Source organism: Rhizobium sp. Root491 (assembly GCF_001427205.1).
Classification (GTDB): domain Bacteria; phylum Pseudomonadota; class Alphaproteobacteria; order Rhizobiales; family Rhizobiaceae; genus Agrobacterium; species Agrobacterium tumefaciens.
Genome location: NZ_LMFF01000001.1, coordinates 192805 through 214400, shown reverse-complemented (window position 1 = coordinate 214400; position 21596 = coordinate 192805). Strand labels below are relative to the sequence as shown.

The window sequence follows — 21596 nt, the reverse complement described above, 5'->3', positions numbered from 1 at the left end:
CAAGGATGGTAATATCGGCTTTATTTCGTGGGCTTCGTCACAATTAACTGTTGTGTTACCGGAAAGACTTAAACTTCGCGAAAATTGGCCTCTATATTTGAGCGCCCGAGGTGTATCTCGGTTACGGAGCCCGTATGAACGGCGATCGCATTGATGACAGGGATGTGGATATCGATCTCGCGCGGCTCGTCGCTGCCATATGGCAGCGCAAGGGCAGGATAGCGGCGATCACGCTGCTTGCCGGGGGCGCCGCCTTCGTTGTCGCAAGCATGATGTCGCCCGCTTACAAGGGCGAGGCGCGCGTCCTCATCGAATCGCGCGCGGCCTCCTTCGGTGCGTCGCAGCAGTCGAATGCGCCCGCCGAACCCGTGCTCGATGAATTGACCATCTCCAGCCAGGTGCAGATCCTGCAATCTGTTGACCTCATCAAGCAGGTCGCGAAAGATATGAAGCTTTATGAGCGGCAGGAGCTTGACCCGGCGGCGCGTCCTTCTCTCGTCTCGAAGCTGCTGGTTGCTGTCGGCGTCAAGAAAGATCCGCAGCAGGTGCCGCCAGAGGAACGGATACTGAAAGCGTTCCAGGAGAGGTTGCAGGTCTACCAGGTCGAAAGCTCGCGCGTCATAACGGTCGAGTTCTCGTCCGAGGACCCCATGCTTGCGGCAGCAGTCCCCAACGCGATGATGAAGGCCTATATCGCGCTGCAGAGCGGCGCGAAACTGGACACAAGCACGGAGGCGGCACGCTGGCTGGAGCCGGAAATCGCCAGTCTGCGTGAGAAGGTTCGCGATGCGGACAGGAAGGTCGCGGATTACCGCGCCTCGTCCGATATTCTGTCGGCAGGGCAGGGCGAAACGCTCGCCACCCGGCAACTCAGTGATATCTCGACCGAACTTGGCCGTATCCGCGGCGAGCGGGCGAATGCGGAGGCGCGGGCAGAAGGCGTGCGCAACGCGCTTTCGAGCGGCCGCCCACTCGATACTTTCCCCGACGTCGTCGCCTCGCCGATGATCCAGAGACTGAAGGAAAGCGAGGCTGCCATGCGCAGCCAGATTTCCGATCTGTCTTCCTCGCTGCTGGAAGGCCATCCGCGTATCAAGGCGCTGCGCAGCCAAATTGACGGCATACAGCGGCAGATTCAGGAAGAGACCCGCAAGGTGCTCGCAAGTCTCGAAAACGAGGCCAATGTGTCCCGCCTGCGGGAGCGGCAACTGGTTCAGCAATTGAATGTGCTGAAAACGGAAAGCGTACGCGCCGGTGAGCAGCAGGTTGGCCTCAACGACCTGGAGCGCGAGGCTTCGGCCCAGCGCCAGCTTCTTGAAACCTATCTCGCCCGTTACCGCGAGGCGACGTCGCGCGCCGGTTCAGCCGAATCCACGCCCGCCGATGCCCGCGTGATTTCAACTGCAGTGGAGCCGCGCGAACCCTACTTCCCGAAGACCGGCGCCATCACCATCGTCGTCACGCTGGCGGCCTTCCTTCTCTCCTGCATCGTCGTCATGCTCGTGGAACTGTTCACCGGGCGGGCGTTGAAGCCGGTTGGCAAGACCCATGTCCCGCCGCTGTCCGATCCGCCACCGCCCGCCAAAGCGCGTGCTGACACGAATGAGACACCGGATACGCCGGAACAACCGCTCCCCGCACGTCAAGAGGATGCGACGCCTGCGGTTCGTTCCATGCCTGCCGCTGCCCGCCAGTCCATTGTCGAACAGGAAGCGCAGATACCGGTCGCAGCCGTTGCTGCCAAACCGGTCCTGCCGGCTGCAGACGCCATGGCTGTGAAAGCGGACGCTGCGGAAGAAGAGATCGACAACGCCGACAATTTCTCAATCGACGCCGTCGCGTCTTTCCTCGCCACCCGTCTTGCCAAAACCGTCGCAGCTGTCGTGTCTCCAGCTGGTGATAGTGGTTCGACCACAACCGTCATGCTGGCGCGCGCCCTGTCCGAAATGGGCCGTTCGGTCGTTCTCGTCGATATGACGGCATCGGCCTGTCCGACGCGCCTGATGGCGCCTGAGACCGGACTGCCGGGCGTCATGGACCTTTTGGCGGGTGCCGCCGCCTTTGGCGAAACCATTCACGGCGACCGGCTTTCCGATGCCCATATCGTGCCGCGCGGCAATGCGCAGCCGCGTGAGGCCATGCGCGCCATCGACCGGTTGACCATGATCCTCAGCGCGCTTTCCGACGCCTATGACACAGTTCTGGTGGAATGCGGCGCGGTGCAGATATCGAGCCTTGAGAAAATGCTGCGCAATCTGCCGGCGGAAATAGTCGTGTCCGTTCCCGGTAATGATAGCGAATTGCTGGCAAAGACCCTCGGAGAACTGGTTGCCCACGGCTACGAGCAGGCATTGCCGATGACCGGCATGCGCAAACCGGACCGTCTGAGCGCCGCCTGAGATGCCGCGGCCGATAACTGGTCAGTCGGCAGCGGGCGTCGCGTCCATGCTCGGCCGACCGGCGCGGAAACGCTGAATGAACGCATAGAGTGCCGGATTGGATTTGATCAGGCTCTTTGTCCGGGCAATGGCAACATAGGCAGAGGCTGCCGCGCGGCCCTTCAACGTCACCGGCAGGAAAATATCATGCTGCACGGTGAAAAGCGGACACCAGCTGCGCTTGTAGGGCTGGTCACCGACGCCGAAATCGAAGATCGCCGCATTTTCACTGCAAGCCCGTTCGATCATCAGCCAGAACAGCAGCTCACCGGGGCTGATTTCCGCGAAGGTCTCATCGATAGAACCGAACTGGCAGATGATGTGATCCTGCTTGCGCGAAAGGCCGGATATGGCAGCGATGAAACCTTCATTTTGACCATGCAGACGAATGGCGTGTAGTTCCAGAAGACTGTCTGTGCCGATCTCCGGAAAATTTGCGAGGTCATAGAAAAAGTCTTTTACCGATTGATCGCGAAAAACATCCGGAATGCCCTGCGATGCGAACCGGGCTGCCTTCTGCCGGAAAAACGTCTGCAATAATTCGCACTTTTCCCGTGGCGAACGGGCGATCACATGGCTGTAACCACCCATTTCCTCGGCTCTCCGGCTCTGGATGCGGAATTTCTTCCGGCGCCTCTTGGCGTTGATCTGCCGAAGCGTGCTCTCAAAATTTGCCAGTAAGGGAATCTGGAAGGCCGGGTTCTGGTTTTCGACTGATGCCAGATGTGAGAGCGGGTTGGTCCTGCCGCGCCAGATCAGCGGTATGTTCTGCAAGGCAAGAATATCCGCCTGGCCACGCAGCAGCTTTCGCGCTTCGCGGGCAATGGCTGCTGCCGTTTTGTGGCTGGCTGCTTCGGCGAAGGACCGGTCGAAAAGCCCGGTATTGATATTGTTGAAACGGCCGCCGGGAAAACGTGCCTTGCGGATGCCGCCTTCCAGAACGATTTCGAGCGGCAGCAGGAACACGGTCTTTCCGCTTTGCCTGCCGCGAATGATGAGGAGGGGTCTGTCCTGCGTTTGCGCCCAGATGGAGCACCAGCCATAACCCTGATGCAGCGAATTGAGCGGGTCGCTCTCCAGCTGTTCCCAGTCGGCGCGGATAGTGGAGGCATCGTCGACGAGATCTATAGCCAGGCGATCGGCGCCCCGCCGCTCGTTTTGCACGGCGGCTGGTCCTTCACCCTCGCTGACTATGACCGGCGCTTCAGCCGCCATCCACGCTCTCCGGTTGTTTCGGTGAGACTATATCGTTGAGCGGCAAACAAGAGGTTTATAAAATTGCGACCTCTGGATGTCCCGTAGAAGGCAGGTGCCTATTCCTGTTTTTTGGAGCCGGCCATCCATTTGATGACCAGCATGGCGGGCAGTATCCACAAAAGCCCACTCAGCACGAAGTAGGCAAGATGCACCCACCATGGAGATTGCGCCAGCGTCGCCGACGCGATGGCCGTCGCCGCTACGGCGTAGATGACGACGAGGCAGATGATGACGATGGTGCCGATGAGCGATCTGAGGCGAGGGTGCATGAAATCTTCCGTAACCGAGCATGTATCCCAAAAGTGTCATCGGTTTTGGGGAAAAGACATGCGTAAAACAAAAAATCTAGATCGTATTGGTGATTCGAAGCAGAGACAGCGCGATCTAGTGTCTGGCGCAACTATACCGCCGCGACCGGATGCCGCAAACCCTGAGGCCTTGTTTTGTGGTGCCGGTTGGGGCTAATCAACATGACTGTATGATGGAGACCTCAAAGATGCGTTCGAGCGGCATGACGATGGCAAATGGTTCTGCGGAAATGGTGGTGGAGGCTGCCCTGCAGAAACAGGAGAAGGATCGCCGCCTGCTGCGCATCTGGCTGCGCGTCGTTCTCTTCACGCTTTTCTGTCTCGTGCTTGTCGGGGGCGCCACGCGGCTGACCGAGTCTGGCCTGTCAATTACCGAATGGAAGCCCATCCACGGCGCCATCCCGCCGCTTTCCGTTGCCGAATGGGAAGAGGAATTCCAGCTCTACAAGCGTATTCCCCAATATCAGGAAATCAACCGGGGCATGTCGCTCGATGAGTTCAAGACGATCTTCTGGTGGGAGTGGGCGCATCGACTGCTTGCCCGCGCCATCGGTCTCATCTTCGCCCTGCCACTCGCCTTCTTCTGGCTGACCGGCCGCATCGAAAAGCGCTTGCGCCTGCCGCTCATCGGCCTTCTGGGACTTGGCGGCTTTCAGGGCTTCGTCGGCTGGTGGATGGTGTCTTCCGGCCTCGTCAACCGTACGGATGTCTCGCAATATCGCCTGGCAACGCATCTGACGATCGCGTGCCTCATCTTTGCGGGCTGCATGTGGATATTGCGCGGCCTGTCGCACCATTCGCCCGATGCTGCCAATGAAACGACCGGCCGCCGTTTTGCCGCGCTGCTGACCTTCCTCTGTCTGTTCCAGATTTATCTCGGCGCGCTGGTGGCGGGGTTGAATGCCGGCCTGTCCTACAACACGTGGCCGCTGATGGACGGCTCCCTGGTGCCCGGCGATCTTTTCCTGCAACAGCCCTGGTGGATCAACTTGTTCGAAAACCCGAAGACGGTGCAGTTCGTCCACCGCCTCGGCGCCTATACGCTGTTTGCCGCCACGCTGTGGCATATGGTGTCCTTGGCTCGCGCCTTGCCCGGCACGCCGCATGCCCGCCGCGCCGTGCTGTTCTTCGTGTTGATCTCCATTCAGGCGGCGCTCGGCATCACCACGCTTCTGATGCATGTGGACATTCATGTGGCGCTCGCCCATCAGGGCATGGCGCTGCTGGTACTTGGTTTTGCAGTCGCCCATTGGCGAGGCTTCCTCGGCGAATACCCGGCACCTGTCGCGGTTGAGATCAGGGACTGAAAACCCTTAAAATTGCTTCAGGACAGATTTGATGGTTGTCGCGACGGCCAGTTCGTCGTCGCGTTCGCGCGTGTTGCCATCTTCCTCGTGCCATGCTGCCGAAAGGCAGCCGTAGGCGAAGGCATATTGTAGAAGCACCCGTTCGTCCCGTTTGAGCGCTTTCGCAAAAATCGACGCCATGGAGGCGATGCGTGCCTCGCTGCGTGTCAGAACGAAGCGGTCGAGCGGATTGGAGAACATGTTGGCGACGTCGAGTGCTTCATCGCCGATCAGGCCTGCCGGGTCGATGATGATCCAGCCACGCGCACTGCGCATGATGTTTTCGTGATGCAGATCGCCGTGCAGCGGTCGAATATTGCTTTGGTGCCCGATAAGCTCCTCGGCAAGTGAAGCGGCTTCGATATAGGGGCTGTTCGTGCCTTCCCTGCGATCGTGCTCGGCTTTACGGAACAGACTTTCGAAATATTGCGGCAGCGTCAGCAGGCTTGCTGGTGGCGTCTGCGTTGAAGGCTGGTGATAGTGAAGGAGAACGTCAGCGGCGATTGCGGTCGTGGCATCATCGTCGCCGTCGCGGAAAAGCACGTCGCGCAATGTCTCATTGCCGGCATGTTCCATGAGCAATATGTCGTCGGAGCGATCGAGCAGCTTCACGCAGCCGACACCTGCCCGCCATTCGATGAAATCCGCCCCGCGAAGGCTGTCTTTCAGAACCTTGTGTTTAAGTACCTTGGCGATGGCAAGGGAACCATTGCCAAGTCTGACTTCGTAAACCACCCCGGCCGGCGTATCGGCAATCTGTTTTGCGGCCTCGATATTCCACGAGGCCGGAAAAAGGGGGATAGCTCGGCTCACGCAGAAAGCCTCATGCCGAGAGCATCAGCTCCATGTTCTGGACAGCCGCACCCGATGCGCCCTTGCCGAGATTGTCGAGCAGCGCGACGAGATTGATGTGTTCGCCGCCCGGCGTGCCGAAGACGAACAGCTTCATCGTGTCCTTGCCCGTCAGTTCCTCGGCATCGATGCGGGACAGCCCCTTGCTTTCGGCAAGCGGAACGACGCTGACGATGTCCTGTCCGGCATAATGGGCGGTTAGCGCGGCATGCACGGTCTCGATGGTCGCGCCGTCCTTGAGGTCGGCGGCAAACAGCGGAACCTGCACGATCATGCCCTGCGGGAAGCGCCCGACGGAGGGTGCAAACAGCGGGGCGCGGTCCAACTGGCCGTGAATGGTCATTTCCGGCACGTGCTTGTGTGCAAGCGTCAGGCCATAGAGGAAGTTGTTGGCACTGATCGCATCGTCCCTGCTCTGATCTTCCATCTGCGCGATCATCTGCTTGCCGCCGCCGGTATATCCGGACACGGCGTTGACGCTGACGGGATAACCATCGGGCAGAATGCCGGCGGCGCGCAGCGGACGCAGAAGGCCGATCGCACCGGTCGGGTAGCAGCCCGGATTGGCGACGAAGCGGGCGGAACGAACCTTTTCGCCCTGTTCCTTGTCCATTTCGGCAAAACCGTAAGCCCAGTCCTTATGGATACGATAGGCGGTCGAGGTGTCGATGATGCGGACATTGTTGTTGCCTGCCACCATGGTGACAGCTTCTCTGGAAGCATCATCCGGCAGGCAGAGAATCGAAATGTCGGCGTTGTTGAGCATGTCCTCGCGGATAGCGGCGTTGCGGCGCTCTGCTTCGGGAATGGACAGCAACTCGATATCGCGGCGACCAGCAAGGCGCGTGCGGATCTGCAGACCCGTTGTGCCGTGTTCGCCATCGATGAAGATCTTCGCTGTCATGTCCTTGTCCTGACTTTTCAGAGGGTTGCGAGTGTAATCGGATTCAGTTTGCTAAGCGCCCGGGCGTCGGTTCAGCCGGCCTTCGCCAGCCGTTCGGCGCGCAGGCCAAGCATATACATTGCAACGGTCGCTCCGGCAATGGCAGTGATATCAGCATGGTCGTAAGCGGGCGCGACCTCCACCACATCGGAGCCGCGAATATCGAGCTGGCCGAGTCCGCGAAGGACGGACAATATCTTGGCGCTTGTCGGCCCACCGGCCACAGGCGTACCGGTTCCGGGCGCAAAGGCTGGATCGAGGCAATCGATATCGAAGGTCAGATAGGTGGGCATCCCTGCCGTGTGCTTGATGATCAGCGAGGCGATGTCGCTCGCCCGCATCTCCTCCACCTCGTAACCGTGGAGAATGCGGATGCCGAAATCCTCAGGCGCATGGGTGCGAATGCCGATCTGGATGGAACGATCGGCATCGATCAGACCATCGCGCACGGCGCGTGCCACGAAGGAACCATGGTCAATGCGTTTGCCGTCGTCGAACCAGGTATCCTGATGCGCATCGAAATGCACCAGCGCCAGCGGGCCGTGCTTTGCCACATGCGCCTTCAGCAGCGGCCAGGTGATGAAATGGTCGCCGCCAAGCGTCAGCAGATAATCCGTCTTGGAGATGATCTTGCGCGCTTCCTTTTCGATTGTATCAGGCGTTTTCCAGTGATTGCCGTAGTCGAGCAGGCAGTCGCCATAATCGATGGTCGGCATATGGGCGAAAAGATCGCGGGCGAAGGGATATTGCGGGTCGTTGTCGAAAATCGCGGAGGCGCGGCGGATCGCCTGCGGCCCGAAGCGTGCACCCGGCCTGTTGGATGTCGCTGCATCGAAGGGGACACCCCATACGGCCGTCGATACGCCCTTGAGGATCTTGGTATATTTGCGCCGCATAAAGGAGAGGACGCCCGCATGGGTCGGGTCGGTCGCAGCCGATGTCAGCGTTGCTGCGGTGAAGGCATGGTCGATGGTTTTTGATGGCATTGATCACCCCATTGCGGTTTGCGCTGAGGGTGCTGTCTTCTCGCCGAAAAAACAAGAAGGATGGCAATGAAAAAAGGCGGAGCCGAAGCCCCGCCTTTTCGAAGTTTTGAACGAACGGTTCCGAGAAGCGATTAGCGCTTGGAGAACTGGAACGAACGGCGGGCCTTGGCCTTACCGTACTTCTTACGTTCGACAACGCGGCTGTCGCGGGTCAGGAAGCCACCCTTCTTCAGAACGGCGCGCAGGCCCGGTTCGAAGTAGGTGAGGGCCTTGGACAGACCGTGACGAACGGCACCGGCCTGACCGGACAGACCACCACCGGCAACGGTAGCGATGATGTCGAACTGGCCCGTGCGTGCAACGGCAACGATCGGCTGCTGAAGGATCATCTGCAGAACCGGACGTGCGAAATACGTGGTGAAATCGCGGCCGTTGATGATGATCTTGCCAGAACCCGGCTTTACCCATACGCGGGCAACGGCGTTCTTGCGCTTGCCGGTCGCGTAGGAGCGGCCGAGAGTGTCAACCTTGCGGACGTGCACGGGAGCAGAAGCTTCCGATGCAGGGGCGAGGTCTTTCAGAGAGGAAAGATCGGCCATTATCAGGCGCTCCTTACGTTCTTCTTGTTGAGCACGGCTACGTCGAGAACGACGGGCTGCTGTGCTTCGTGCGGGTGGTTCGAGCCGGCGTAAACGCGCAGGTTCTTCATCTGACGACGGCCGAGCGGGCCGCGCGGGATCATGCGCTCGACGGCCTTTTCAACGACGCGCTCCGGGAAGCGACCTTCGATGATCTGGCGAGCCGTACGCTCCTTGATGCCACCCGGGTGACCGGTGTGCCAGTAGTACTTCTTGTCGGCGTACTTGTTGCCGGTGAAGGCAATCTTTTCCGCGTTGATGACGATGACGTTGTCGCCATCATCGACGTGGGGGGTGTAGGTGGCCTTGTGCTTGCCGCGCAGGCGGGTTGCAATGATGGTGGCGAGGCGACCAACAACGAGGCCTTCGGCGTCGATGATGACCCACTTCTTCTCCACCTCAGCAGGCTTCTGAACGAAAGTAGACATGGATTTCACTTTCTAACGTGGACCCGTGATCCTCTTTTAAGGTAAGAGCATACGGGCGTTTCTTGTTGCTTGGTTTGGTCACCCGAAGGCGACCGCAAATGACCATATTCCCTTTGGAATCCGATCTGGCGCGCTTATACGGTGTGCTTGATGAAGCGTCAATATGACGGATTTTGCTGGCTGTAAAAATAAATCAATAAAAACAATGGTTTGTCTATGTGGTATTAATTTACCCCATAGATTTACCTGTTTCATCCCAGCCGCATGACCAGAACACCCGCTGCGATGATGCCGCCAGCGAGATAACGCCAGACGCTGGCGCGTTCTTTGAGGATGACGACGGAGATCACCAGCGCAAACAGAATTGAGGTTTCGCGCAGCGCCGCGACGACGGCGACGGGGGCCTTGGTCATGGCGTAGAGCGCCAGCCCGTAGGAGAGGATGGAGCCGCCGCCGCCGATCAGGCCGCGCCACCAGTTTCGCCGCACATGGTGCGTAACGGCGCTTACGCCGCGCTGGTAAAAGGCGAAACCGAAGAGGAGGACGGGCGGCAGAAGCGACATCCACAGCGTATAGGAAATCGCATTGCCGGAAAGCCTTGCGCCGACACCATCAACGAAGGTGTAGGAGGCAATCACGAAGGCGTTGATGAGCGCGACAATGATCGCCTTTCCGCCGCCGCGCCGCGCCTCGAAGGCAAGCGTCAGGATACCGCCGGAAATGATGGCAATCCCGGCAAGCGCAAGCGGGCTTAAAATCTCGCTGAGAAAAAGGCTGCTCGTCGCTGCGACGATCAGCGGCGCCACGCCACGCATGACGGGATAGACGAGGCCGATATCGCCGATCGTATAGGCGGCGGCGACTAGGCGGAAATAGGCAAATTGCAGAACGGCCGAGGCGATGAGAAAGGGAATGGCCACCGGCGCGGGAAACGGCAGGAAGGGCAGGAAGGGTAAAGAACAAGCTGCGGCGCCCGCCGCGATCAGCGAGGCGTCCAGCGACTTGTCGGATCCGGATTTTACCAGCGCATTCCATCCGGCATGCAATATCGCGCCCAGAAGCACCAGAATTAGAATGTCAAATGTCACGATAGAGACTCGATCATGGGCTATTCCAGGCAACCTACAGCATCGGCTTGAAAACCGGAATCCATTTTCCGTGGTGGCTGTGGGAGACGCAAATCCTCCTCTCGTAAGCGGTTGCTTCTTTGCGGATTATGACGCGTGTCAAGTTTCGGGTTTGTGCGTGTTGCGGGATGGAGTGGGTAACTGTGCGAGAGGCGATATGCGGCCGTGCTCACGATTTCATCAGCAGGACTTACGCGCCGATGCCGGATGCACAGCTTATGGTTTTGCTGTGGAACGTGTTTTTCGCAAAAATGCGACCGATTGCGGCGATTATTCCTGCTCAAAATTGCCCATATCCAGAAGATAAAACTGTATCAATCAAGCGAGCACATGCAGGCTCAAAATGAAAAGAAGTTTCAATTCATTACTGAATGGCTCGCTACAACGTTACAGTTTTACCTATAACTTGATTTACAGAATAACTTTCTGAAAATTAGATACGCCTAATTCATCGGTGAACGGAATGAAAACAAACAGGAGACGAAGGGCGCATAAGATGCACGCAAATGTTGTTTCAGCAAATATTCATCGAAATGTATGCTTTTGAAAAACTGGATAAAAATACTCAGCACAACGCCGCTTAAGGTGTTTTTGTGAAATCATTTTGCGCGAAACTAGGTGTACTTTCGTGACACCACGAGCCCGGCTTGTTCAATATTTTCATTCGGGCGGGGGTTCAAGAGAAGGAAGAGGGTTCCTAGATCTAGGAAAGGGGCCGCAAAAAAGCGGTGCGAAAAGCTCGTCCGCGGATTTATGCGGGAGAGGCAATTCTCGCTGGGCCATTGAGCGTCGACCCGGCGCATGAGGTCCTTGAACCGCGCGATATGGCAGAGGGAAAAGTTGACATGCAGCATGATACCTATGAACCGGATTACCTCAGAAAAATTCTGACGGATGTCAGGACCATCGCCCTGCTTGGCGCCTCTCCCAATCCGGATCGGCCGAGCCACGGCGTCATGCGCTTTCTGCTGTCCAAGGGTTACCGCGTGTTTCCGGTCAATCCCGGTCAGGCGGGCAAGGAGATATTGGGGCAGAAAGTGTATGCGCGGCTTGCCGACATTCCCGAACCCGTTGATATGGTCGATGTGTTCCGGGCGCCGGAATATTTGTCGGCAATTGTCGAAGAGGCGATATTGCTGCCGCAGCGGCCATCGGTGATCTGGGGCCAGCTGTCGGTCAGAGACGACAATGCGGCGGCCAAGGCCGAGGCCTACGGCATGAACGTGGTGATGGACCGTTGCCCCGCAATTGAGTATCCGCGTCTCAATATTGTGCGATAGTTGGTACGGATTGGACTTATCATTTGACGGCAAGGCATTATGATCCCTCCAAAATATCATTGGAGGAAACATCATGCCGAGCAGCAATCCCGGGTTCTCAACGTTGGCCGTGCACGCGGGCGCACAGCCCGATCCGACCACCGGTGCGCGCGCGACGCCGATCTACCAGACAACGGCCTATGCCTTCCGTGACGCCGATCACGCAGCCGCGCTGTTCGGATTAAAAGAGTTCGGCAATATCTACACGCGCATCATGAACCCAACCCAGGCGGTTCTGGAGGAGCGTGTCGCAGCGCTTGAAGGCGGCACGGCGGCACTTGCCGTTGCATCCGGTCACGCCGCGCAATTGCTGGTCTTCCACACATTGCTGCAACACGGCGACAATTTCGTCGCGGCACGCCAGCTTTATGGCGGCTCCATCAATCAGTTCGGCCACGCCTTCAAGGGTTTCGACTGGCAGGTGCGCTGGGCCGATGCGGCTGATCCGGCCAGTTTCGAACGGCAGATCGACGACCGCACACGCGCCATCTTCATCGAAAGCCTCGCCAACCCGGGCGGCACATTCGTGGATATCGCCGCGATTGCAGATGTCGCCCATCGTCACGGCCTGCCGCTCATCGTCGATAACACCATGGCAAGCCCCTATTTGTTGCGGCCGCTGGAACATGGCGCGGATATCGTATTGCATTCGTTGACGAAATTCCTCGGCGGCCATGGCAATTCCATGGGTGGCATCATCGTCGATGGCGGCACTTTCGACTGGTCGGCCACGGATAAATATCCGTCGCTGTCGCAGCCCCGCCCGGAATATTCCGGCGTCGTGCTGCACCAGACCTTCGGCAATTTCGCCTTCGCGATTGCCTGCCGCGTTCTTGGCTTACGCGATCTCGGCCCTGCGATCTCGCCCTTCAATGCCTTCCTCATCCTCACAGGCATAGAGACCCTGCCGCTGCGCGTTCAGCGCCACTCCGACAATGCCCTGGCCGTCGCCAAATGGCTGAAGGCGCACCCCAAGGTCGGCTGGGTGCATTATGCCGGGCTGGAGGACAGCGACAACTACGCAATCCAGCAGCATTATTCGCCAAAGGGCGCTGGTTCCGTCTTCACCTTCGGCATCAAGGGCGGTTATGCCGCCGGCAAGGCGCTGGTGGAAGGTCTGCAACTCTTCTCCCATCTCGCCAATATCGGCGATACACGCTCTCTCGTCATCCACCCGGCTTCCACGACACATGCGCAGCTGACACCGGAACAGCAGACGGCGGCGGGTGCCGGACCGGATGTGGTGCGCCTCTCGATCGGCATCGAGGATGTCAAGGACATCATCGCCGATCTCGAACAATCGCTTGCGAAGCTCTGAGAGACCGGGGTCGTCATGACGAATTTTCTCGCATTCGAAGATACACGAACCGCTACGGCCGGTGATGTCGAGGCGGACGTGGAGCACAGTGCACCCGCACCGGAAAGGCTGATTTCCGGCGACCCCAAATTCACCACGTGGAATCTGGAGGAAGCGCCCGGTGGCATCTATGCCGGCATCTGGCAGTCGACACCCGGCAAATGGCGGGTGGTCTATGACGAATGGGAATATTTCAACATCCTCGAGGGTCACTCGATCCTGACGGAGGATGGCGGATCCCCGCGCGATCTGAAACCGGGCGACAGGCTGGTCCTGCGGCCGGGCTTCAAGGGAACCTGGGAGGTCATCGAAACGACCCGCAAGGATTATGTCATCCGGTTGTAGGGGCCGGATGATTTCTATTGGTCCATCGCCGGGATAAAGGTTGTTCCCGGCGTGGCTGTCACCAGCTGAGATCGAGCCGTTCCAGACCATGGAAGTGATAGACGTCCTTGACCTTGGGTGGCTCGGCAATCTTCAGGCCCGGCAGTCGCTTGAAAAGCAGAGGCAAGGCTAGGTTCAGCTCCAGTCTTGCCAGCGGCGCGCCAATGCAGAAATGGATGCCGGCGCCGAAGGAGACGTTGGCGCCTTCGTTTCGGTCCGGCCTGAATGCCAGGGGATCGGAAAACTTGGCCGGATCGAGATTGGCGGCCGCCAGAATGAGGCTGACCTTGTCGCCGCGTTTGAATTCCACGCCATCGATCTCGACCGGCTCCAGAACCCAGCGCTGGAAAATATGGACGGGCGCGCAGATACGCAGCGTTTCTTCCACCGTGCGTTCCGTTGCCGTCTCGTCGTGGAAAAGTGTGTCAGGCGCAATGCCGCTTTCCAGAATGATGCGCACGGAATTGCCGATCTGGTGCACCGTCGCCTCGTGCCCGGCGTTCAACAGAACGATGGTGGTCGAGATCAGCTCGTCGTCGGTCAGATACTGGCCCTTGTGCTCCGTATGGATCATGTGGCTCAGCAGATCGTCTTTCGGCTCCGCCCGGCGCTCCGCGATCACACTGCGCACATAGTCTGAAAACTCATGTGCGGCCCTGTCGGCCAGAAGCTCGTCCTCAGGCGTGCGCTTGAACATGTACATGCCGACATAGGCATGTGACCATTTCAGAAGCTGCGGCCCCATTTCCTCGGGAATGCCGATCATGCGCGCGATCATCGTGACCGGGATGATATCGGCATAGGAAGAGAGCAGTTCCGTCTCGCCGTTTCGTTCGAAGGCGTCGATCAGCCGGTTGGCGAGTTCCTCTATTTCTGGCTTCATCTTGTCGACATGCCGCGAAACGAAAGCGCGGTTGATGAGGGTGCGCAGCCGTGTGTGTTCCGGCGGCTCCAGCTCCAGAAGCGAGTGCTGCTCTGCGGCGTCGAAATGCTTCACATGCTCGAGCGGCTCTGCCAGACCGATCTCCTCGCGGCTCGCAACATGCAGGATCTGCCGTCCGAACCGGCGGTCGCGCAGGAGGGCGCTGACATGGTCGTATTCGGTGAAAAACCACTGCCGCTGCTCTTCCCAATAGAAAGTGGGACATTGGGCATGCAGGGCAGCATAGACCGGGTTCGGATCGTTGTAGAAAGCCGGATTGCGGGCATCGAGTGAAACACGACGCGTGGCGGGATCGATTTTGAGAAAGGGAAATGTCGCTGTCATGTCCATGGTTTATTCCGCGCGCCGCACTTTGGGAAGGGCGTGAAAATGCCGTTCCGTGTGTTTATCCGCATGTCACTGCGTGGTTACTTTGTCACCGGTTGGCGATGGCCGCTATCCGGTTCAGCGCCGCAACCTGCCGGTTGGCATTGTTGTCCATCGGGTTTTCGTTCCGGTCCGGAGAGGGGACGACAACATTGGCTGAATTGACGTGGATCACGGTGCGGTTGCGGCCGGCCTTCTTGGCCGCGTAAAGCGCGCGGTCGGCCTCCGTCATCATTACGCTCAGATCCGCATCCTTGATCATGGCTTCGGATATGCCGACGCTGGTCGTGACCTCGATGTTTTCGCCGCGTGCGCTGATCTTTGAAAGGCGCAGGTTGCTGCGGATGGCTTCCGCAAGCGTCACGGTACTGGAGGGGCTTTCCACTTCGGCGACGAGCGCGAATTCTTCGCCGCCCATCCTGACGAACAGGCCGCGCTCACCGATGACCCGCTGCGCCATATTGCAAAAATGCACAAGCACCGCGTCTCCCGACTGATGGCCGTATTTGTCGTTGATCTTCTTGAAATGGTCGATGTCAAACAGCGCCAGCGCCACGTAACGGCTGGAGCCGGGCGACCTTTTTTTGATGTGTTCGAACTCTTCAAGCAGCCCTCGCCGGTTGAGGACGCCGGTCAGGTGGTCGGTCATGGCCAGCCGGTGCAGGCGGGTTTCCGTATCTTCCATGATGATCTTGGCGCTCATCATGACGATGATGGTAAAGCCGAGAATGCCTGAAAAGGCGAGCGCTGCCGTTAGCGGAATGGCGTTGGGGGCGGCGGCGTTGACGGGAATGACGATGGACGCCACGAGCGCCCCGCAAAATGCCTGCAGGATGAAGGTGGCCGCCAGCACCTTGCGGCTGAATGACGCGCGTGCCTTGTTGGCCAGAAGAATGCCGGCCAGCATGAAATAACCGGTGGCGGCACAGATGTGATAGAGCAGGATGCGCGGGACCATGTTTTCGCGTACGGGGCCGATCAGCATGCCCGCCACCCATAACAGCGGCGGAATGGCGATCCAGCCGGCGGTCTTGCGCTGTTCGAAGGACAGGAGACCGGCGAGCCAGAAACTGAAGGCCGAAAGGGCAAGCGTATTGCCGACTTCGATCGACAGGAAGTTGGGAATATCGCCGCGCAGCGCCACCATCACCGTGCCGGCGCTCGTTGCGGCAAAACCGGCGGCGAAATAGATATTGTGCCGGCGGGCAGGGCGGTGCAGCCACAGGGTTCCCAGCAGCAGGGCAAGGGTCAGCGTTTCCGACGCCCAAAGCAGCATGCCCGTCTTTGCATCCAGCATTGCAAAATCCTATCTGCGCTATCATGCCGTAAAAGCGGTTCGCGGCACGATGTGCGCAATGCCCGCCGAATTGGTGGAGATGCCATTTCGCCTCAAAAGAGGCTCCCGCCCCCTGACGGGAAACCGGAAATTCGCGGGCGTAGTATCAGCCGCAAATACCTAACGAGTTCTTGCCAGTGAGAAGTTATATCTGGGCAACACACCGGTTTTTGCGTTTGCGGTTTGCTCCTGTTAAAAAATAATGCGGGCGACAGAGAATGGTCCGGTTGGCATCGGCTTGTCCATAGCCGTTACCCCGCGGGTGGAAAACGCCCGTAAACGCTGTTGAGCCGTTAAGGATATGCGGCTTCGTGTCTTGAAGTACCGGGCAGGGACACTCTATGTAGGGAGAACGAAGGTTAGAAGTGATTCCGGAGCGGTTTTCCGCGAAGGGCAGAGTTTGACAAAGGACGGACATGAAAAATCCAGTTGATACCGCCATGGCTCTGGTGCCGATGGTCGTAGAGCAGACCAATCGCGGCGAACGCTCCTATGACATATTTTCCCGTCTTCTCAAGGAACGCATCATTTTCCTCACCGGACCGGTGGAAGACCAGATGGCCTCGCTCGTCTGCGCGCAGCTGCTTTTCCTCGAGGCTGAAAACCCGAAGAAGGAAATCGCGCTCTACATCAATTCGCCGGGTGGCGTCGTGACCGCCGGCATGGCGATCTACGATACGATGCAGTTTATCCGTCCTGCCGTTTCGACGCTTTGCGTCGGCCAGGCCGCATCCATGGGCTCGCTGCTTCTGGCCGCTGGCGAAAAGGGAATGCGTTTCGCAACTCCGAACGCCCGCATCATGGTGCATCAGCCCTCCGGCGGCTTCCAGGGGCAGGCTTCGGATATCGAGCGTCACGCCCGCGACATCATCAAAATGAAGCGTCGCCTTAATGAAGTCTACGTGAAGCACACCGGCCGTACGCTGGAAGAGGTTGAAAAAACCCTTGATCGCGACCACTTCATGGATGCCGACGAGGCCAAGGACTGGGGTGTGATCGACAAGATCCTCACCTCGCGCCAGGAAATGGAAGGCGCCGCCGCGAATTAAGGCGCGACGCTTTTTGACAGTTGTTTAACCCCGCAAAGTAATTTCGGGGCTTTCAACCGCAACAGAAAGCGATATTAGTATATATAAAGGCTGTGTTGAATTTTTATGACGTGGCCTTTGGTTTGATGGGGAATTCGTTGCAGCCGGTTGTCAGCTCATGTATCTGATACCGGTTAGTACCCCGGGAAACGAGGCGGATACGGCGATGCACCCAAGGGCGGCCGTATCGGCGGGCGGTAAGTTGACCGCGATCCGTTTGGCGGACCTGCGGCGTGCTGGAAGGAAAGTGATATGAGCAAAGTCAGCGGCAGCAACGGCGGCGACTCTAAGAATACACTCTATTGTTCATTCTGCGGCAAGAGCCAGCACGAAGTCCGGAAACTCATTGCCGGACCGACGGTATTCATCTGCGATGAATGCGTCGAATTGTGCATGGACATCATCCGCGAGGAGAACAAGACGTCGATGGTGAAGTCGCGCGAGGGTGTTCCCACCCCGCAGGACATCATCAAGATCCTCGACGAATACGTCATCGGCCAGAAGCAGGCGAAAAAGATCCTGTCGGTGGCCGTTCACAACCATTACAAGCGCCTCGCGCACGCCTCCAAGAATGGCGATGTCGAGCTTGCGAAGTCGAACATCATGCTCGTCGGTCCGACGGGTTGCGGCAAGACCTATCTTGCCCAGACGCTCGCCCGCATCATCGACGTTCCCTTCACAATGGCGGACGCAACGACGCTGACCGAAGCCGGTTATGTCGGCGAGGACGTGGAAAACATCATCCTGAAGCTGTTGCAGGCTGCGGATTACAATGTCGAGCGCGCCCAGCGCGGCATCGTCTATATCGACGAAGTCGACAAGATTTCCCGCAAGTCGGACAACCCGTCGATCACGCGTGACGTGTCGGGCGAGGGCGTTCAGCAGGCGCTTCTGAAGATCATGGAAGGCACGGTCGCTTCCGTTCCGCCGCAGGGCGGCCGCAAGCATCCGCAGCAGGAATTCCTGCAGGTGGATACGACCAACATCCTGTTCATCTGCGGCGGCGCGTTTGCTGGCCTGGACAAGATCATCTCGGCCAGGGGCGAAAAGACCTCGATTGGCTTCGGTGCGACCGTCAAGGCGGAAGACGATCGCCGCGTTGGCGAGGTGCTTCGCGAACTGGAGCCGGAAGATCTGGTGAAATTCGGTCTCATTCCGGAATTCATCGGCCGTCTGCCGGTTCTGGCTACGCTGGAGGACCTTGACGAGGATGCGCTGATCCAGATCCTGTCCGAGCCGAAGAACGCGCTGGTCAAGCAGTATCAGCGTCTTTTCGAGATGGAAGATGTGGAACTGACCTTCCACGAGGACGCGTTGCGCGAGATTGCCCGCCGGGCGATTACCCGCAAGACGGGTGCCCGCGGTCTGCGATCGATCATGGAAAAGATCCTTCTGGATACCATGTTCGAACTGCCGACGCTGGAAGGCGTGCGCGAAGTGGTGATCTCCAACGATGTCGTCAGCGGCATCGCTCGCCCGCTCTACATCTATGCGGATCGTCAGGAAGAAAAGGCCAATGTTTCGGCTTGATTGACCGATCCGACGCTTTGATGAATTCAAAAGGCCCGCACTCGTGCGGGCCTTTTCTGTTGTGGCAGGTGCGAAACTTGCCGCTAACTTGGAGTAACCCGATTTTGCGTTTGGAGCGGATTGCGCTTTGCTGATAAAGTCTTAAAACTGATTTGCAGCGCGATATGACGGAAATGTGAATTACCGTCGGCGACCCGGTTCCTGATCCTGTGGGATAACCGGAAATGTCGGGAGTAATAGCCGGCGCTGTATTTGTTTGAATTTTACGGCCGTGCCGTTGCGCGGGGTCGTCTCTTCCGGTGACTTGAAATCGGCGTTCCGAAACTCCACTTTCAGTCTCGAGAAATGAATATGCCGGACGCCCCAAGACGTCAGGCAAAGTGTCCTGAAAGGGACCATGAAAGGAAATGATATGACGAACATCACGTCTGCGGCATCCGGCGGTATCTATCCGGTACTTCCCCTGCGCGACATTGTCGTTTTCCCGCATATGATCGTTCCCCTGTTCGTCGGGCGGGAAAAATCCATTCGCGCTCTCGAAGAGGTCATGGGCTCGGACAAGCAGATCATGCTTGTTACCCAGATCAACGCCAGCGATGACGATCCGTCCCCGGAAGCCATCCACAAGGTCGGCACGGTCGCTAACGTTCTCCAGCTTCTGAAGCTGCCCGACGGCACCGTGAAGGTGCTTGTGGAAGGCAAGGGCCGCGCCCAGATCGAGGCCTATACCGACCGCGAGGATTTCTACGAAGCGTCTGCGACGCCGCTGCAGGAGCCTGCGGAAGACCCGGTTGAGATCGAGGCGCTGTCGCGTTCCGTCGTTTCGGAGTTCGAGAGCTATGTGAAGCTCAACAAGAAGATTTCGCCCGAGGTTGTCGGCGCTGCCGGCCAGATCGACGATTATTCGAAGCTGGCCGATACGGTTGCTTCGCACCTGTCGATCAAGATCACCGAAAAGCAGGAAATGCTGGAAACCGTCAGCGTGAAGCAGCGGCTTGAAAAAGCGCTCGGCTTCATGGAAGGCGAAATTTCCGTGCTTCAGGTTGAGAAGCGTATCCGCTCGCGCGTCAAGCGCCAGATGGAGAAGACGCAGCGCGAATATTATCTGAACGAACAGATGAAGGCGATCCAGAAGGAGCTCGGCGACGGCGAGGACGGCCGTGACGAGATGGCCGAACTGGAAGAGCGCATTGCCAAGACCAAGCTTTCCAAGGAGGCCAAGGATAAGGCCGAGGCGGAAATGAAGAAGCTTCGCCAGATGAGCCCGATGTCTGCGGAAGCGACTGTCGTGCGCAACTATCTGGACTGGCTGCTCAGCCTGCCCTGGGGCAAGAAGTCGAAGGTCAAGGTTGATCTCAACAGCGCCGAGGCGGTCCTCGATCAGGATCATTTCGGTCTGGACAAGGTCAAGGAACGCATCGTTGAATATCTGGCCGTGCAGGCTCGCGCTTCGAAGATCCGTGGCCCGATCCTGTGCCTCGTCGGTCCTCCCGGCGTCGGCAAGACTTCGCTCGCCAAGTCGATCGCCAAGGCGACCGGCCGCGAATATGTGCGTATGGCGCTGGGTGGTGTGCGTGACGAGGCGGAAATCCGCGGTCACCGCCGTACCTATATCGGCTCTATGCCGGGCAAGATCGTTCAGTCGATGAAGAAGGCCAAGAAGTCCAATCCGCTCTTCCTGCTCGACGAGATCGACAAGATGGGCATGGATTTCCGTGGCGATCCGTCTTCCGCACTGCTGGAGGTGCTCGATCCGGAACAGAACTCCACCTTCATGGACCACTATCTTGAAGTGGAATACGACCTGTCCGACGTGATGTTCGTGACCACGGCCAACACGCTGAACATTCCAGGTCCCCTGATGGACCGTATGGAAGTGATCCGCATCGCCGGTTACACGGAGGACGAAAAGCGCGAAATCGCCAAGCGTCACCTGCTGCCGAAGGCGATCAAGGAACATGCCCTGCGTCCGGAAGAGTTCTCGGTCAGCGATGACGCTCTGATGATCGTGATCCAGCAGTACACCCGCGAGGCGGGCGTGCGCAGCTTCGAGCGCGAGCTGATGAAGCTTGCACGAAAGGCCGTGACCGAGATCATCAAGGGCAAGGTCAAGTCCGTGGAAGTCACCGCAGCCAATGTCCCGGATTATCTGGGCGTTCCGCGGTTCCGCCACGGCGAGGCAGAGCGTGAGGATCAGGTTGGTGTCGTCACCGGTCTGGCATGGACGGAAGTTGGCGGTGAGTTGCTCACCATCGAAGGCGTGATGATGCCGGGCAAGGGCCGCATGACGGTCACCGGCAACCTCAAGGAAGTGATGAAGGAATCCATTTCGGCAGCGGCATCTTATGTCCGCTCGCGCGCCGTGGACTTCGGCATCGAACCGCCGCGTTTCGACAAGAGCGACATTCACGTTCACGTTCCGGAAGGGGCTACCCCGAAGGATGGACCGTCTGCCGGTGTTGCCATGGCAACCGCCATCGTCTCCATCATGACCGGTATCCCGGTCTCCAAGGATGTGGCGATGACGGGCGAGATCACGCTTCGTGGTCGCGTGCTGCCAATCGGCGGCCTGAAGGAAAAGCTGCTTGCGGCGCTTCGCGGCGGCATCAAGAAGGTGCTCATCCCGGAAGAAAACGCCAAGGACCTGGCGGATATTCCTGATAATGTGAAGAACGAGATGGAGATCATCCCGGTTTCTCGCATGGGTGAGGTCATCAAGCACGCGTTGCTTCGCATGCCCGAGCCAATCGAGTGGGACGGCAGCATCGAAACGCCTGTTATCGCAACTGTCGACGGTGTCGACGAGGGCGGACAGACGATCGCACATTGATTGCCACATCGTTGTGAAAGCCAGAATCGGTTTTCGCGACACCTGTGCATAGATTCAATGTGTTAGATGCCGAAAGGCGCGATGCTTCTTTGATGCTCGCAGAACTGGTGCGAAATTGGC

General features: G+C 58.5%; 18 protein-coding genes. 8 read left to right on the top strand and 10 right to left on the bottom strand.

Going from position 1 to position 21596, the window contains the following annotated elements; translation table 11 throughout:
* Positions 1–134: 134 nt before the first annotated feature.
* Complete coding sequence (gene uppB, locus ASD46_RS01010) at positions 135–2399, top strand: polysaccharide biosynthesis protein UppB (RefSeq protein ID WP_025593234.1); 2265 nt, start codon at positions 135–137, stop codon at positions 2397–2399.
* Positions 2400–2420: 21 nt separating this feature from the next.
* Here uppB and uppA read toward each other — a convergent pair whose 3' ends face one another.
* Both uppA and ASD46_RS01000 read right to left on the bottom strand, forming a co-directional pair.
* A complete protein-coding gene (gene uppA, locus ASD46_RS01005; RefSeq protein ID WP_025593236.1) occupies positions 2421–3653 on the bottom strand; it encodes a polysaccharide biosynthesis GNAT family N-acetyltransferase UppA in 1233 nt (410 codons plus the stop codon).
* A 98-nt stretch (positions 3654–3751) separates the two neighbouring features.
* Complete coding sequence (locus ASD46_RS01000; protein ID WP_003512618.1) at positions 3752–3964, bottom strand: DUF2842 domain-containing protein; 213 nt, start codon at positions 3962–3964, stop codon at positions 3752–3754.
* Between the two features lie 242 nt (positions 3965–4206).
* Here ASD46_RS01000 and ASD46_RS00995 point away from each other — a divergent pair, with 242 nt between their 5' ends.
* Positions 4207–5310, top strand: a complete 1104-nt coding sequence (locus tag ASD46_RS00995) for a COX15/CtaA family protein (protein WP_025593237.1) — start codon at positions 4207–4209, stop codon at positions 5308–5310.
* Positions 5311–5316: 6 nt separating this feature from the next.
* Here the strand turns inward: ASD46_RS00995 and ASD46_RS00990 are convergent, their stop codons facing one another.
* The 6 genes from ASD46_RS00990 to ASD46_RS00965 form a co-directional block, all read right to left on the bottom strand.
* Entirely contained in the window at positions 5317–6162 is an 846-nt protein-coding gene (locus ASD46_RS00990; RefSeq protein WP_060641780.1) for an aminoglycoside phosphotransferase family protein, read from the bottom strand.
* A 10-nt stretch (positions 6163–6172) separates the two neighbouring features.
* Positions 6173–7105: an N-acetyl-gamma-glutamyl-phosphate reductase gene (gene argC / locus ASD46_RS00985; protein ID WP_025593240.1), complete on the bottom strand. Its 933-nt coding sequence runs from the start codon at positions 7103–7105 to the stop codon at positions 6173–6175.
* 71 nt (positions 7106–7176) lie between these two features.
* Positions 7177–8130: an agmatinase gene (speB, locus tag ASD46_RS00980; RefSeq protein ID WP_003512629.1), complete on the bottom strand. Its 954-nt coding sequence runs from the start codon at positions 8128–8130 to the stop codon at positions 7177–7179.
* 131 nt (positions 8131–8261) lie between these two features.
* Positions 8262–8729 carry a 30S ribosomal protein S9 gene (rpsI, locus tag ASD46_RS00975; RefSeq protein ID WP_003512631.1) on the bottom strand — a complete coding sequence of 156 codons (468 nt, stop codon included), beginning with the start codon at positions 8727–8729 and terminating at the stop codon, positions 8262–8264.
* A 2-nt stretch (positions 8730–8731) separates the two neighbouring features.
* On the bottom strand, positions 8732–9196 hold the full coding sequence (gene rplM, locus ASD46_RS00970; RefSeq protein ID WP_003512633.1) for a 50S ribosomal protein L13: 465 nt from the start codon (positions 9194–9196) through the stop codon (positions 8732–8734).
* 251 nt (positions 9197–9447) lie between these two features.
* Positions 9448–10284 (bottom strand): EamA family transporter, encoded by an 837-nt coding sequence (locus tag ASD46_RS00965; RefSeq protein ID WP_025593242.1) that lies wholly within the window; start codon positions 10282–10284, stop codon positions 9448–9450.
* Positions 10285–11168: 884 nt separating this feature from the next.
* On the opposite strand from ASD46_RS00965, the gene ASD46_RS00955 reads away from it, so the two are divergent.
* The 3 genes from ASD46_RS00955 to ASD46_RS00945 all read left to right on the top strand — a co-directional run bounded on the left by ASD46_RS00955 (position 11169) and on the right by ASD46_RS00945 (position 13344).
* The gene (locus tag ASD46_RS00955) at positions 11169–11603 is read left to right on the top strand and encodes a CoA-binding protein (protein ID WP_025593243.1); all 435 of its coding nucleotides are present in this window, start codon (positions 11169–11171) and stop codon (positions 11601–11603) included.
* 73 nt (positions 11604–11676) lie between these two features.
* On the top strand, positions 11677–12960 hold the full coding sequence (locus ASD46_RS00950) for an O-acetylhomoserine aminocarboxypropyltransferase (protein ID WP_035198148.1): 1284 nt from the start codon (positions 11677–11679) through the stop codon (positions 12958–12960).
* Between the two features lie 15 nt (positions 12961–12975).
* Entirely contained in the window at positions 12976–13344 is a 369-nt protein-coding gene (locus ASD46_RS00945; protein WP_025593247.1) for a cupin domain-containing protein, read from the top strand.
* Positions 13345–13402: 58 nt separating this feature from the next.
* Here the strand turns inward: ASD46_RS00945 and ASD46_RS00940 are convergent, their stop codons facing one another.
* Entirely contained in the window at positions 13403–14656 is a 1254-nt protein-coding gene (locus ASD46_RS00940) for a cytochrome P450 (protein ID WP_025593249.1), read from the bottom strand.
* Positions 14657–14741: 85 nt separating this feature from the next.
* Complete coding sequence (locus ASD46_RS00935) at positions 14742–15989, bottom strand: sensor domain-containing diguanylate cyclase (RefSeq protein ID WP_025593251.1); 1248 nt, start codon at positions 15987–15989, stop codon at positions 14742–14744.
* A gap of 455 nt (positions 15990–16444) precedes the next feature.
* On the opposite strand from ASD46_RS00935, the gene clpP reads away from it, so the two are divergent.
* The 3 genes from clpP to lon all read left to right on the top strand — a co-directional run bounded on the left by clpP (position 16445) and on the right by lon (position 21476).
* The gene (gene clpP, locus ASD46_RS00930; RefSeq protein ID WP_003496491.1) at positions 16445–17077 is read left to right on the top strand and encodes an ATP-dependent Clp endopeptidase proteolytic subunit ClpP; all 633 of its coding nucleotides are present in this window, start codon (positions 16445–16447) and stop codon (positions 17075–17077) included.
* Between the two features lie 291 nt (positions 17078–17368).
* Positions 17369–18646: an ATP-dependent Clp protease ATP-binding subunit ClpX gene (gene clpX / locus ASD46_RS00925; RefSeq protein ID WP_003512644.1), complete on the top strand. Its 1278-nt coding sequence runs from the start codon at positions 17369–17371 to the stop codon at positions 18644–18646.
* A gap of 412 nt (positions 18647–19058) precedes the next feature.
* The gene (lon, locus tag ASD46_RS00920) at positions 19059–21476 is read left to right on the top strand and encodes an endopeptidase La (protein WP_003512645.1); all 2418 of its coding nucleotides are present in this window, start codon (positions 19059–19061) and stop codon (positions 21474–21476) included.
* Positions 21477–21596 lie beyond the last annotated feature (120 nt).